A 13,791-nucleotide genomic window follows, 5' to 3' on the forward strand; every position below is an offset into this window, starting at 1 on the left:
ACCCGGGTCTCACACGGCATCGGACGGCACGAGCGGTGGCGGGGCCGGGACGCTGGTGACGGTGCCGGTCGTGCCGAGGCCGCCGAGGGCGTCGAAGACCGCGACCACGACGGCGGCACTCACGAGGGCGCCGTGCAGCGGGTGGTGCCAGAACTGCAGTCGCGCGATGAGCCGGTCCCCGCTCACGCTGACCACGAGCGCCCGCACGCCTTCGTGCCGATGCACGCCCTCCGCCGTCCTCGCCGCATCGACGAGCGGCCCGAGCACGCCATCGATCCCGGTCGTCCCGTCCCGTCGCACCCTGACCTCCACCTCGCTGCGTCGGGCTCCGCGGGTGGAGTCGTTGACGACGGGATCGGAGAGCAGACGTGCGTTGGGGATGTGGAGGGTGCGGCCGTCGACGGTGTGCAGGATCACCGCGCGGGCGTTGAGTTCCGTCACCGTCCCGGCGATCACGGAGTCCAGCGCCTCCACGACGATCTCGTCCCCGATGCGGACCGTCTGCCGCGCCTGCAGCAGCACACCGGCCGCGAAGTTGTCGGCCACGCCGCGGAGGACCAGGATCGCGACGATGCCGAGGATGACGACGATCGCGAGCAAGGGCTGCACGTTCGCGCCCAGCAGGGCGAGCGCGATGCCGAAGCCCAGCAGGAGGATCGCGTAGCCGACGAATTGCGCGGTCGCCGTCCCCACAGCGGTGGAGATGCCGGGAGCACGCCGGAGCAGGGCTGTCGTGCCCCGGCGTGCGAACCGCGAGATGATCCAGGTCGCGAGGGCGACGAGCAGGGCCAGCAGCAGCTGCCACCAGTCGATGTCGGTGGGCAGGAGATCCTGCAGGTCCATGCCGTGGGCTCCTCACGCCGGCGGGGGCCGGTGCGCGGCCTACTGCAGCGCCTTCGCCTTGATGAGGGAGTACTCGTCCGGGGTGATGGTCCCGGCGTCCAGAAGCGCCTTGGCCTTCGCGATCTCCTCGCTCGGACTGCTGCCGGCCACCTGCTGGATGTACGCGTTCGCGGCCTCCTGTGCTCGACGGGCTTCCGCGCTGCTGCGCTCGGCCATGCCGTTGCCCCGGGCGATGAGGTACACGAGCGCCGTGAGGAACGGCACGAAGATCAGGAAGAAGATCCACACGGCCTTCCACCAGCCGCTCAGCTTGTGGTCGCGGAACAGGTCCCCGATGATCGCGAACAGGGCGAAGAGATACGCGGTGAAGGCGAAGATCCACAGGAACCACCAGATGATGTCCCAGAACGATGCCCAAAATCCCATGACTGCTCCTTTCTCGGTGCCGCCGTCTCCGGGGCACGCTCGGAACATACCGGCGGGCGCAGCGCCGGCGCACCGGTTCCGTCCGGAGTTCACCCGGGTGACTCGCCGCGGTGAGACGCCTCCGGCCGGTCGCGCCCGGAGCGTCGGCAGTACGCTTCCCTCGACGGCGGAGGGAGTCCCATGAGCACAGTGCACAGACCACCGTGGCTGCTGAGCACTCTGGACGGCTACCAGCGCCGCTGGATCGTACGCGATGTGCTCGCCGGCCTCTCCGCGGGTGCGGTCGTGGTTCCGCAGGCCATGGCGTACGCGACGATCGCGAATCTCCCGGTGCAGGTCGGCCTCTACACGTGCATCGTCCCCATGCTCGTCTACGCCCTCCTCGGTGGCAGCCGGGCGATGAGCGTCTCGACGACATCGACCATCGCGACCCTCACCGCAACGACGCTGGTCTCGGCAGGCGTGGCCGCGGGCGCAGACGACGCGATCGGCGCGCTCATGATGCTGACCCTCCTGGTGGGAGCGGTTCTGCTGTTGGCACGGGCGTGCCGGCTGGGATCTCTCGTCGAGAACATCAGCGGCGCGACCGTGCTCGGGCTGAAGATCGGGGTGGGGGCGACGGTCGCCGTCGGGCAACTCCCGAAGCTCCTGGGGGAGTCCTTCGACTTCTCCGGCCACGGCTTCATCCGCTCCCTGGTCGCCGTGGGCGAGGCGCTCGACAGCGTCAACATCCCGACGCTCCTCCTCTCGGCGGGGTCCATCGCCACACTCCTGCTCCTCAAACGCTTCGCTCCGCGGGTCCCGGGCACTCTCGTCGTCGTGGCCGCCGGCATGCTGCTCGTGGGGGTCGGAGGGATCGATGATCTCGGTGTCGACCTCATCGCCCCGGTGGCCGGCGGTCTTCCCGCTCCGGGGATCCCGGACCTGTCCGAGGCCGCGGCGCTCGTGCCGGGAGCGCTGGCGATCGCCGTCATGGCCTTCCTCGAGTCCGCCGCGGTCGCACGCAGCCTGCGCCAGGCGACGGAGCCGCAGATCGACAGCGACCAGGAACTCTTCGCGACCGGCGCGGCGAACACGGTCGGTGCCTTCTTCGCGGCCATGCCCGCGGCGGGAGGGTTCTCGCAGAGCGCCGTCAACCAGGGTGCCGGAGCGCGTTCCCAGCTGGCGACGCTGACCACTGTCGGGCTCGCCGTCCTCGTCGCGTTGTTCCTCGCTCCGGTGCTCAGCCTGCTGCCCGAGGCGACGCTCGCGGCGATGGTCTTCACGGCGGTGGCCGGACTCGTCAACATCCCCGAGCTCGTGCGCTGGGCGCGCATCAGTCGGATGGACTTCTGGGTCGCGACCTCCGTGGCGGCCATCGGTCTCACCGCGGGGCTCCTCCCCGCGGTGGCTGTCGGCGTCGTCGTGACGCTGGTGCTCGTGCTGCGAGAGCTCAACATCCCCCGTGTCCGCGTGGTGGGGAGGCGGGGGAGCGCTCTCGGGCTGGAGCCCGAGCGGGGACTCTACACGGCGAATGCGCTCGCCAATCAGCGGCTCATCGTGCAGACCGTCGCCGCGCAGGCCGAGCCGGTGCGGACGCTCGTGCTCGGACTGCCGCAGCAGGTGGTGATGTCCATCACGGTGCTCGACGCCCTCGAAGCCCTCGATCGGGAGCTGGCGCAGCTCGGCGTGGAGCTCCACCTCGCGGCGGTGCCGGAGGCGGCGGCGGCCGTCGCGGCTCGGACGTCGTGGTACTCCGCCCTGACGGCGGCCGGACGCGTGCACCCCGCGGTCGATGCCGGGCTCCGGGCCGCGGCGGACCGCGAGGAGCGGCCGCGTTCACCCGGGTGAACGCGGCCGATGAGCGGTGACGTGCGGCCACCGCCTGCCTAGGCTGACGGCACGGAAGACCGACGGGGCGATCGAGACAGCGGAAACGAGGCCCGACCGCAGCCGGAACCGGAGAGCGAGGCGGGCATGGCGGCACGCGCCGGAGTGACGTGGCGATGGTCGCGGTTCGGTCTCGGCGTGCTCTACGCGGTGCCCGCGATCGCGGTCGCACCGTTCGATCCTGCTGTCGCGCTGGCTCTGAGCATCGGGGTCCTGCCGGCGGCCGTCGTCGGGCTTCCTGCACGGCGACGAGCGCGCTCGGCGATCCCCGTGCTCGGGACGCTGGTCGCGCTGGGGCTCCTGCTCGGTGCCACGCTCGCGCTCGTACCGGTCCTCGCCGTGCTCGCCGTGGCTGTGCTGGCGGTCCTCGCCAGCATGCTCGCCGCGCGGGAGCGCGCCGGTCAGCTCGCGCTGACCCTGGTCCTGCCCATGGTCGGGATCGGTCTGAGCTTCCCGCTGTCGACGACGACAGTCCTCCTGGCCGGCGCGATCGTCGCCGGCTCGGTGTACGCGTGGCTCATCGCCCTCCTCTGGCCGGAACACGAGGCGGGCGTGCGGGCCGCGGCATCGCTGCCGAAGGGGCGAGCCTTGCTGATGTACGGGGCGCTGCTGGGTCTCGCCGCCGCGACGGCGGCCGCCATCGGTTTCGCGACCGGGGTCGAGCACGTCGGCTGGGCGACCGGCGCCGTGCTGCTGGTGATGCGTCCGGTGCGCGGCCAGCTCGTCCTGCGCAGCGTCGGTCGGGCGGCGTCGGTGCTCGTCGGAGCGCTGGTCGCGGCGGGGTTCGCCCTGCTGTCTCCGAGCGGGGTGGCGATCGGGCTCGCAATCGGTGTCGTGGTGGGCTGTCTCGGTGCAGTCCAGGAGAGCCGGTGGTACGTCGCGCCGGCGTTCACGACCTTCCTCGTGCTCACGTTGCTGCTGTCGACGTCGTCCGAGCCGCCGACCGCGCGCTTCCTGGAGAGGACGCTCGAGACGCTTCTGGGCGTGGCCCTGGCGCTGTTCTTCGGCGCGCTGATCCCGGCGCTGCTGGCGATCCGGCGGCCGACGCGCGCGAACGTCTCGGAATGAGCGCGACGGGCGCTCCCCTTGCGGGACCGCTCCCACCTTGCAATAGACTGCCCGCGAGGGGGAGCAAGATCGAAATCGGGGGGTTTCGAGTGCTGAACAGTGCGTGGACGGCGGGAACGGGCGAGAGCGCGGCACCCGCTGCAGTGAAGGGTGAGGTTCGTCGGGAGCGCCTGCTCTCACGACTGACAGCCGCGATGGACGGGCCGTGGACGCTCACTCTCGTGAGCGCCCCGGCAGGGTCGGGGAAGACCAGGCTGCTGTCGCAATGGGCTGAGGATCTCCGCGCTCACGCAGACATCGAGCTCGTATGGGTGGCGCTGGAGCGCGGGGAGGCGGATCTGCCGCTCGTCCGCGCGGCCCTGGGCAGGGTCGATGATCGCGGCTTGCAGGAGGCGCTGGCACAGGTGCCGTCCGTGCGGTCGGCGGCCGCCGCGCGGGCGCTCGCCAGAGCCCTCGCCGAAGCGAGGAGGCGCATCGTCATCGTCGTCGACGACGTGCACCGCGTGCAGGACGAGGAGACGGCGCAACTGATCTCGACGTTCGTGCAGAACGCGCCGGGCAACGTGCACGTGGTGCTCTCCGGCCGAGGGACCAGGGCCATTCCGCTGGCGCGACGACGCATCGCAGGGGTGGCCCTCGAGATCGACGCCCGAGCGCTCGCGTTCGACCCGGCCGAGGTCAGGGCGTTCTTCCGCATCCGCGGCATCCGGCTCTCGCAGGGAGAGGTCAGCTCCGTGCTCTCCCGCACCGAGGGGTGGGCGACGGGGCTGCAGCTCATGATGCTCGATGCCGCCGGGGCGCAGACGGTCCTCGCCCATCCGCTGCGGGGGGATGCGCCTGAGGTCGCGGACTACTTCGTGGAGGAGGTGCTCGGAGACCTCGACGGCGAGCTGCGGTCATTCCTGGAGGCGACCGCGGTCGCGGAGGTATTCACCGCCGAGCTCGCCGCGGAGCTCTCGGGGGCCGGCGCGGTCACGGCCATGATCGACCGGCTGCTCCGTCTCACCGTGCTCGCCGGCCCTGACACCGCGGAACCGCCCCGCTACCACTATCCGCCGCTGCTGCGGGAGTTCCTCCTCGGCCGGCTTCGGCAGGGCGGAGCGGACCGCGAGGAGCAGCTCCATCGCCGGGCGGCGGACTGGTTCGCGACGCACGATGAGCCGCTGCTCGCGTTGCGGCATGCCGTGCGCGGCGGGGAGACGGCGTGCACGGCGGGAGTCCTGCGGCGCTGCGGCATGCAGCTCGTGCTGGACGGCCGGCCGGACGAGGTGCGGGAGGTGATGGCCGAGCTTCCGACCACCCTGCGGGTGGTGCCGACGGTGCGGATGCTCATCGCAGCGGCGGAGCTGTCGTGCGGAGACCCCTCGGCTGCGGTGATCGTCCCGTCCGTCGGTCGGGGGGAGCCCGACGCCGACCGCCGCTGGCGGCAGGGGATCGAGCTGCACACCGCGCTCCGGCGGGGCGGGATCGCCGAGGCACTGGACGGCGTCGGTGCCGACCTCCGCGATCTCAGCGGCGAAGAGCAGGTCGATGCCTACGTGCTCCTGGAGGCTGCGACGGCGGAACTCTACAGCGGACGGCTCGACCGGGCAGAGGCGACGGCGCGCCTCGCCGGGGATCTCGCCAGGGCGATCGGAGCGCGTGCGGCGGAGCTCCAGGCGGAGGCGGTTCTCGCCACCAGCGTGCTGTTCCGGGGGAGGCTCCGGGACGCAACCGAGGCGGGAGCCGCTCTGGAGCGCCGCTGGCACGAGCTCGACCAACCGGACAACCCCTTCTTCGAAGTGACGCGCGTCTGGCGTTTCTGGGCCCCCTACGAGGGCATGCAGAGCCTGGAGGAGGTGCAGACGTTGCAGACGGCCGCACGGGTGATCGACGACGGCGGGGAGACCGCGATCGCCAGGGGCCTGCAGGGGATGCGCGCACTTTTGGCGGCCGAGCAGGTCGCCGATCCCCGCGACGCGGCCGTGGGGCTTCTCGACACCTTGACGCCGCGGAGTGACCTCCCGCTTCCCCCGCACTGGTACGCCATGATGGGGCCCTTCGCGGTGCACGCCTTCGACCGCTTGGGGGAGCCGACGCTCCGCGACCGGTTCATCGCCGACATGGAGGATGCGCTGGGGGACACGGGAGACGTGCTCGTGCTCCGCGCCATCGCCGCCGTGCACGACCGCCGTGACGGTATCGCCCGTGGCGCGCTGGCGCCGGTGCTGGAGGGCGCCATCCCCTGTATGCTCCCGGCGTCGATGATCGACGCGTGGCTGGTCGAGGCCGAGCTCGACGTGCACGACGGGGAGCCGGATCGGGCGCAGCTCGCGCTCGCCACCGCGCTCGCCCTCGCGGAGCCGGAGGACCACGTGCGCCGCGTCGCCGAGGCGGGTCCGATCGTGTCGCGGCTGCTCGCGGCCCGGGCGACGGCCGGAGCCCGCACGCACTTCGCGGATCGGGTGCGGGAGCGGCTCGCCGCCGCCGGTGTGCTCGTGGAGGAGGAGCTGACGCAGCGTGAGCGCATCGTGCTGAGCGCCTTGAGCCGCAATGCCACGCTCCGCCAGATCGCCCAGCAGGAGTACATCTCCCCGAACACGGTGAAGACGCATGTGCGCAACATCTACCGCAAGCTCGGGGTCTCGGATCGCGATGGCGTGACAGCGGCCGCCCAGGCCCTCGGATTGCTCTGAGGGCCTGGGCGGCCGCCGGTCGTCAGTCGCGGGCCATGGCCGCCGCCAGGTGCGCCTCCAGGTCGAGGTAGGCGTCGTCGGCGATGTCGAACACGACCTGGGCGATCTCCCCGCCGCGGAAGTCGAACCCGTAGCCGTACAAGGACGACACCGGGTCGGCGCTGTCCCGCCCGATCGTCAGGCCCTCTCCGCAGAGCGAGAAGTGACCGAGGACCGTGCGTATCTGCTTCTCGTCGACCTTCTCCTCGTCGATGTAGAGTCGTGCGGGTCCGACCCCCTCCCGGTACTCGCCCATGCCCTCCTTGACGAACTCGACCCCGATGATGTGCTTCCCGGAGGTCGGGGCGGGTCCCGAGATGCGGTCCTCCGGCGGGATCCCGAGGAAGTTGTAGATGTAGTGCACCTGGCCGTCCTTGACCACCAGGGCGTGTCCGCCGAACCGGGAGCCGTGCGCGAAGATGACGCCCTCGGTCTCCGGAGTGAACTCGACCTCCGCGGCGATCTTGAAGGAGACGCCGTGGGTGTTCGCCGCCGACCGCTCCGGCACCTCGCTGGTGCCCGGGTAGTAGACGAACCGGCCGGACGGCGGCGCGGGCTGATGGAACTCCATCGCGACGAACGTCTCGAAGTCCTTCGGATTGCCGATGACCTGGAGATCGTTCAGCGGGAGCACCGCGTTCGCCTTCGCCTCCTCCATCCAGAGGGCCTTGAGCTCCTCCAGCTTGTCCGGATGCTCGGCGGCGAGGTTGACGGCCTCGGCGCGATCCACATCCGTGTGGTACAGCTCCCACTCGTCCTCGTCGAAGTGGCCCTTGCCGCTGACCGGACCGTGCACCGTGACCGCCTTCCAGCCGTCGTGCCAGATGCCGCGCTGTCCGAACATCTCGTAGTACTGCGTCTCCTTCGCCGTCGGCGCCTCCGGCGCCGCATCGAACGAGTAGGCCATCGAGACGCCGGAGAGCGGCGTCTGCTCGATGCCGTTGTAGACCTCCGGGAACTCGACGCCGCAGGCCTCGAGGATCGTCGGCACGATGTCGGTGGAGTGGTGGTACTGATGACGCACCTCGCCGCGGGCCTTGATGCCGGCGGGCCAGTGGATCACCAGCGGGTCGCACACGCCGCCCTGGTACGTGTAGCGCTTGAACATCTTGTAGGGCGTCGAGAAGGCCGCCGCCCATCCGGTCGGGTAGTGGTTGTAGGTGTCGGGGGAGCCGAGCTTGTCGACGAGGCGGAGGTTCTCGGCCTCGTCGTCCGGGTACCCGCCGAAGATCTTGCCCTCGTTGACGGAGCCGTTCGGGCTGCCCTCGCCGGACGCACCGTTGTCGGCGCAGTAGATGATGAGGGTGTTGTCGAGCTGCCCCGACTCCTCCAGGTAGTCCACGATGCGGCCGACCTGGGCGTCCGTGTACTCGCTGAAGCCGGCGTAGACCTCCGCCATGCGCGAGAACATCGCCTTCTCCTCGTCGTTCAGCGAGTCCCAGGGACGTACCTCATCGGTCTGGGAGAAGGTCCCCTCCGGCATCGGGTTGAGCGCGGTGAGCTCGGTGCCCTCCGGGACGATGCCCTTCTCGATCATCCGGGCGAGGACCCACTCGCGGTAGGCCTCGTAGCCGTCGTCGAACACGCCCTTGTACTTGTCGATGTACTCCTGCGGCGCGTGGTGCGGCGCGTGGTTCGCGCCGGGGCAGAACCACAGGTACCAGGGCTTGTCCGGCTCGGTCTGCTTCACGTCGCGGATCATCGACAGCGCCTGGTCGGCGAGGTCCTTCGACAGGTGGTAGCCGTCCTCGGGGAGGTAGGGCTGGTCGATGTAGTGGTTGTCCTCGGCGAGGGAGGGATACCAGTTGTTGGTCTCCCCGCCGATGAAGCCGTAGAAGCGGTCGTACCCCTGCGCCAGCGGCCAGTGCTTCTTGGACGCGCCGGCCGTCCACTCGTCGATCGGGACGTTGTGGTTCTTGCCCACCCAGAACGTCGACCAGCCGGCGTCACGGAGGACGTGTGCCATCGTGGTGTTCGAGTCGGGGATGTGGGAGTTGTAGCCGGGGAAGCCGGTCGACGACTCCGAGATCGTCGCGAAGCCGTTGAGGTGGTGGTTGCGTCCGGTGAGGAACGTCGAGCGGGTGGGGGAGCACAGCGCCGTCGTGTGCCACTGCGAGTACGTCAGACCGTTCTGCGCCAGGCGGTCCATGGTCGGCATGTTGATGCGTCCGCCGTACGGGGACCAGGCCGCCATGCCGGTGTCGTCATAGAGGACGACCAGCACGTTGGGTGCTCCCTCGCGGGGCTTCGCCGGGAGGAACGCCTCCCAGTCGGCCTCCGAATCGCGGACGTCGAGTTCGATTCTGCCCTGGAAGTCACGGGCCATGTCCATCTCCTTCATCTCTGCCGAACCGCCTTCCCCGCACAGTACTGCCGGGTCAGGGCCGGGGTCACGGGTCCCGCGATGCGTTCATCCGGGTGATCTCCGTGGCGCGGCAGCGGCGCACTCAGAAGCTGCCGATGCCCTTGCCGATCATGGCTACGCCGATCACGAGCAGCAGCACGGCCATGATGACCGCGTTCTCGGCGGCGAGCCATCCGCGCAGGGCGTCGAGCGGGGCGCGCAGCCGTGCGGCGGCGACGAGGTAGCCGACGACGGGCACGAGCACGGTCGACGCCCCGATCAGGGTGAAGACGGCGATCACGAGGATCGTGGATCCGCCGTCGAGCGCTGCGCCGCCGATGTCGACCCCGGCTCCGGCGGCCAGGAGGAGGTTCTTCGGATTCACCGCCGACAGCAGGAACCCCAGTCCGAGCGCCGTGCCGAACGACATCGTGTCGATCGCCTTCATCCACGACGGCAGGGCCGCCGGTTGCCCCGCTTTCGGGCGCTTGCGCCACTGACCCACCGCCAGCACCAGCAGCAGGAGTCCGAGGACGAGCTGGATGACGCCGCGGATCGGGCGGGAGGCGTCCGGATCCTCCTCGGGGAGCACCGCCGACAGGAGGGTGAAGAGGCCGACCGCCACGACGATGCCGGCGATCCAGCCGAGCAGGAATCCGACGCTCGTGACCCGTGCCTTCGGGGACAGGAGCATGAGGATCGCGGCGATGATCGGCACGGGGCTGATCGCGACGCCCACGGCGAGGGGGAGGATCTCCCCGATGACGGTACCCATTCAGCTGCCCTTCCTCTTCGGAGCCGGCGAAGCGGCATCGGTCGGCGCGAGGTCGGTGATCGCGGCGCGGTTGGTCGCGTACACGGGCTCCCGGTCGAGCAGGTCCAGCGCCCGCAGGCGGCGGAGCGTGTTCGGACGGACGCGGCTGAAGGCGAGGGAGATCGACTGCGTGTCCAGCCACTCCCGCAGCGCCTGGAAGGCCTCAGCGCCCGTGACGTCGACGTCTGTGACGGCTTCCATGTCGATGACGACGTGCTGGACGGCGGCCGGGCCGGCGGCGCGGACGGCCTCCTTGACGGCAGCGGAGAACACGGCGCCGTTCGCGAAGAACAGCGGGGCCGCGAGCCGGACGACGATGACCCCCGGTGCCGTGGTCGTGCCCGTAGGAGCGTCCTCCAGGAGGGACTCGCCGGGGTCGCCCGAGGTCTCCAGCACGTCGATGGCGGGGTGGGAGGCACGTTGGGCGAGGTTGATGAGGGCCAGCACGAAGGCTACGACGATCCCCGCGATCGAGCCGACGAACAAGGTCACGAGGAAGCAGACCGCGCCGATGACGAACTCGAACCGGTCCAAGCGCCACAACCGCACGAAGTCGCGGATGCCGAGGAGCGGGATGATCGCGACGCCGACGATGGCCCCGATCGCCGGCGAGGGGATGTCGGCGAGCAGCGCGGTGCCGAAGAGCAGCAGCAGGAGCGTCCCGACGGCGAGCACGAGGGCGGGGAGCTGTGTGCGCGAGCCCGCCTGATCCATCGCCGCGGTGCGCGAGGTCGAGGACCCGACGGCGAAGCTGCCCTGCGCGCCTGCGGCGACGTTCGCGACGCCGAACGCCAGCAGATCCCGGTTGGCGTGGAACGGGTAGCGATGCTTCTCGGCGTAGGAGCGCGACACGAGCAGACCCTCCGCCGTGGTCACGAGGGTCAGGGCGATCGCGGAGGGGACGAGAGCGAGCCACAGCGACCAGTCGATGATCGGCCAGGTGAGCGCGGGAGGGCCGGCGGGGACCTCGCCGAGCACATCCACTCCCCGCCCGTCGAGGCCGGTGAGGACGACCGTGAGGGTCGTGGCGACGAGCACGACCAGCGCCCAGGGAACGGCACGGAGGTAGCGCTGCCCGAGGAGCAGCACCGCGACGGAGCAGGCGGCGAGGAGCACGGACCAGCCGTTGAGCGAGGGGAGGCCGGTCACCAGCGCGACGACCTTGTCCACGAACTCGGCTCCGGAGTCGATCTTCACCCCGAGCATCTTCGCGATCTGGCTCACCATGATGTCCAGCGCCAGTCCGCCGACGAATCCGACGAGGATCGGCTTGGAGAGGAAGTTCGCCAGGAAGCCGAGCTTGAAGACGGCGAGCAGCAGGAACATCCCGCCGCAGAGGATCGCCTGGGCGAGGGCGAGGGTGGCGTAGTCGGCGCTGCCGGCGACGGCCAGACCGCCGATGGAGGAGGCCACGAGGGCCGCGGCGGCGGCATCGGGGGAGGCGACCAGCTGGCGCGACGACACCACGAGCGCGTAGACGACGGTCGGGACGATCAGTGCGTACAGCCCGGCGGTCGCGGGGAGCCCGGCGATCTGCGCGTATCCGATGTTGAGCGGGATGGCGATCGCCAGGAGGGTGACCCCCGCGGTGAGCTCGGTCGCGAGGGTGCGTCGGGTCAGACCTGCGAGCGGACGCGGCATGCGCTCTCCCTTCGTCACCGGTGGTGTCCGGCTTCACGATGGCATCGTCGGACGGCGACGACCAGAGCGGCGGGCAACCTCGCCCTGGTGATTTCGCGGTGCGGTGCCGGCGAAGCGGCGTCAGCGTCGGCGGAACCGACGCCGGGTCGGCGCCGCGGACGACTCCGGCGTCGGCTCGGGGACGGCCGTGCGGTCGCCGCTGACCCACCGCGCCCAGGTCGCTCCCGGGTCGCCCTCCAGCACGACGGCGCGCACGAGCAGGGTCAGCGGGATCGACAGGATGGCGCCGAGCGGCCCGATCACGAAGGTCCAGAAGATGACGGAGAAGAAGCTCAGCGTGAGGCTCAGGTCGACGGCGTCGCTGACGAACTTGGGTTGGACGAGCACCTGGAGCACGACGTTGACCACGCAGTACACGGCGATGACGCCGAGCAGCAGAGGCCAGCCGCCCACGACGAAGGCGAGGATCGCGGGCGGGATGAGACCGAGCACGAACCCGATGTTCGGGATGAAGTTCGTCACGAAGGCGAGGATCGCCCAGACGACCGGGGCGGGGACGCCCATCCACCACAGCGCGAGGCCGTCGACGACCGCCACGACGGCACCGAACGCGGCGTTCACGACGTAGTAGCGACGGACCCCCGTCTGCAGCCGGGCGATGCGCTGCAGGGCGGGGCCGTGCGTGGCGCCGAAGAGGGCAGGAGCCGTGCGATACCGGGCAGCGTCCGCGGCGAGGAAGATGATGTACGCGCAGACGAAGAACAGGGCGGTGGCGACGCCGAGCACCGCGCTGCCCAGACTCCCCGCCACACCGAGCAGGGTCTCGGGGTCGAGGATCGAGGCGGCCGCATCCGCCGCCTCCTGATCCAATCCGAGGGACTGCAGCCAGGCGACGACCTGATCGGCGGCGCGCACGAGGCCGTCCTGGGACGCGAGGTCGCCGACGAGTCGGGCGAACTGGGTGCCGGCGAGCCACAGCAGCGCCGCCATCGCCAGCAGGATCACGTAGGCGAGGACGATCACGGCGGTCGTCCCGATCCAGGCGGGGCGACCGGGGCGCTGGAAGGGACGGCGGATCGGTTCGCAGATCACCACGATGACGATCGCGAGGGCCAGGGGGCCGAAGACCTCGCGCGCCAGCGAGACCCCCGCGAGGACGATCGCGCTCGCCGCCAGGATCAGCAGGGTCCGCAGGGCCGGAGACGGTGTGGGACCGGCGGGGCCGGGAGCAGACGGGAGCGAGGTCACGCCGCCAGCGTAACCGCCGAACGCACGCGTGTTCCGCGGCACGCCCGGTCCCGCTGTCGATGAGTGGACGGCTCACCCGACCCGGGTGAGCGCGTGACCGCCCGCTCCCTCGGGGCCGGACAATGAGCGGATGGACGCGCAGAGCGAGGCCCACAGGCCCCATCGGTTCCTCGAGATCGCCACGGTGTCACTGTTGGCGGTGACGGCCGTGCTCACCGCCTGGTGCGGGTTCGAGGCGTCGAAATGGGGTGGCGAGATGTCCATCGCCTTCAGCCAGGCGTCCTCCGCGCGGGTGCAGGCGGCATCGGCGCAGGCGACCGCACAGGCCGCACGTCAGTACGACCTCACCCTCTTCACCGAGTGGGTGCTCGCCGAGGCGGACGGGCGAGACGACCTCGTCGAGTTCGTGGAACAGCGGTTCACCGACGAGTTCGCCGTCGCCTTCGACGCCTGGGTGGCGGACGGCAGGAGCGAACGGGGGCCGTTCGTGATGGACGAGTACGTCCCGCCCGGAGCACGGGAGGCGGAGGAGCTCTCCGCCGAGGCCGACGCGCGCTTCGCCGACGCCCTGCGCAACAACCAGCGGGGCGACGACTACTCCCTCCTGACGGTCCTCTTCGCGCTCGTGCTGTTCTTCGCCGCGCTCTCGCAGAATCAACACGCCCTGTGGCGGCGCACGGTGTTCTTCTCACTCAGCGGCGTCATCGCGGTGACCGGCGTCGTCCTGCTCGCCACCTTCCCGATCAAGATCTGACCCCGTGAGAGCACTTTCATCCGGGTGATTGCGCGCCGGTGCTCTGGAAGGGCGCGCGGACGCGTGGTTT

10 protein-coding genes are annotated in these 13,791 nt (G+C 70.6%); 4 read left to right on the forward strand and 6 right to left on the reverse strand.

Translation table 11 applies throughout. The features are described from left to right. Positions 1-9: 9 nt before the first annotated feature. Both KVS71_RS09790 and KVS71_RS09795 read right to left on the reverse strand, forming a co-directional pair. Positions 10-843 carry a mechanosensitive ion channel family protein gene (locus KVS71_RS09790; protein WP_060923043.1) on the reverse strand — a complete coding sequence of 278 codons (834 nt, stop codon included), beginning with the start codon at positions 841-843 and terminating at the stop codon, positions 10-12. A 39-nt stretch (positions 844-882) separates the two neighbouring features. Then, the gene (locus KVS71_RS09795; protein ID WP_025103101.1) at positions 883-1,269 is read right to left on the reverse strand and encodes an SHOCT domain-containing protein; all 387 of its coding nucleotides are present in this window, start codon (positions 1,267-1,269) and stop codon (positions 883-885) included. 180 nt (positions 1,270-1,449) lie between these two features. Here KVS71_RS09795 and KVS71_RS09800 point away from each other — a divergent pair, with 180 nt between their 5' ends. From KVS71_RS09800 to KVS71_RS09810, 3 genes are all read left to right on the forward strand, one after another. After that, positions 1,450-3,099: a SulP family inorganic anion transporter gene (locus KVS71_RS09800; protein WP_254635638.1), complete on the forward strand. Its 1,650-nt coding sequence runs from the start codon at positions 1,450-1,452 to the stop codon at positions 3,097-3,099. 126 nt (positions 3,100-3,225) lie between these two features. Further along, positions 3,226-4,206: an FUSC family protein gene (locus KVS71_RS09805; RefSeq protein WP_217584438.1), complete on the forward strand. Its 981-nt coding sequence runs from the start codon at positions 3,226-3,228 to the stop codon at positions 4,204-4,206. Positions 4,207-4,295: 89 nt separating this feature from the next. Next, positions 4,296-6,881, forward strand: coding sequence for a LuxR C-terminal-related transcriptional regulator (locus KVS71_RS09810; protein WP_217584439.1), 2,586 nt, complete (start codon positions 4,296-4,298; stop codon positions 6,879-6,881). A gap of 22 nt (positions 6,882-6,903) precedes the next feature. On the opposite strand, the gene KVS71_RS09815 is transcribed toward KVS71_RS09810, so the two are convergent. From KVS71_RS09815 to KVS71_RS09830, 4 genes are all read right to left on the reverse strand, one after another. Continuing rightward, complete coding sequence (locus KVS71_RS09815) at positions 6,904-9,246, reverse strand: arylsulfatase (protein ID WP_217584440.1); 2,343 nt, start codon at positions 9,244-9,246, stop codon at positions 6,904-6,906. 121 nt (positions 9,247-9,367) lie between these two features. Next, positions 9,368-10,039 (reverse strand): GAP family protein, encoded by a 672-nt coding sequence (locus KVS71_RS09820; RefSeq protein ID WP_060921628.1) that lies wholly within the window; start codon positions 10,037-10,039, stop codon positions 9,368-9,370. Continuing rightward, the gene (locus KVS71_RS09825) at positions 10,040-11,719 is read right to left on the reverse strand and encodes a SulP family inorganic anion transporter (RefSeq protein ID WP_217584441.1); all 1,680 of its coding nucleotides are present in this window, start codon (positions 11,717-11,719) and stop codon (positions 10,040-10,042) included. Positions 11,720-11,839: 120 nt separating this feature from the next. Continuing rightward, the gene (locus tag KVS71_RS09830) at positions 11,840-12,967 is read right to left on the reverse strand and encodes an AI-2E family transporter (RefSeq protein WP_217584442.1); all 1,128 of its coding nucleotides are present in this window, start codon (positions 12,965-12,967) and stop codon (positions 11,840-11,842) included. 130 nt (positions 12,968-13,097) lie between these two features. On the opposite strand from KVS71_RS09830, the gene KVS71_RS09835 reads away from it, so the two are divergent. Then, complete coding sequence (locus KVS71_RS09835) at positions 13,098-13,721, forward strand: hypothetical protein (RefSeq protein WP_217584443.1); 624 nt, start codon at positions 13,098-13,100, stop codon at positions 13,719-13,721. Positions 13,722-13,791: the final 70 nt, after the last annotated feature.

Source organism: Microbacterium sp. GbtcB4, assembly GCF_019091465.1.
GTDB classification, from domain to species: Bacteria; Actinomycetota; Actinomycetes; order Actinomycetales; family Microbacteriaceae; genus Microbacterium; species Microbacterium paraoxydans.

What these genes read in the sequence shown, in the direction of transcription:
- KVS71_RS09835 (WP_217584443.1), top strand. Translation starts at nt 13,098, where the DNA reads ATGGACGCGCAGAGCGAGGCCCACAGGCCCCATCGGTTCCTCGAGATC.
- KVS71_RS09790 (WP_060923043.1), bottom strand. Translation starts at nt 843, where the DNA reads ATGGACCTGCAGGATCTCCTGCCCACCGACATCGACTGGTGGCAGCTG.
- KVS71_RS09795 (WP_025103101.1), bottom strand. Translation starts at nt 1,269, where the DNA reads ATGGGATTTTGGGCATCGTTCTGGGACATCATCTGGTGGTTCCTGTGG.
- KVS71_RS09820 (WP_060921628.1), bottom strand. Translation starts at nt 10,039, where the DNA reads ATGGGTACCGTCATCGGGGAGATCCTCCCCCTCGCCGTGGGCGTCGCG.
- KVS71_RS09805 (WP_217584438.1), top strand. Translation starts at nt 3,226, where the DNA reads ATGGCGGCACGCGCCGGAGTGACGTGGCGATGGTCGCGGTTCGGTCTC.
- KVS71_RS09825 (WP_217584441.1), bottom strand. Translation starts at nt 11,719, where the DNA reads ATGCCGCGTCCGCTCGCAGGTCTGACCCGACGCACCCTCGCGACCGAG.
- KVS71_RS09800 (WP_254635638.1), top strand. Translation starts at nt 1,450, where the DNA reads ATGAGCACAGTGCACAGACCACCGTGGCTGCTGAGCACTCTGGACGGC.
- KVS71_RS09815 (WP_217584440.1), bottom strand. Translation starts at nt 9,246, where the DNA reads ATGGCCCGTGACTTCCAGGGCAGAATCGAACTCGACGTCCGCGATTCG.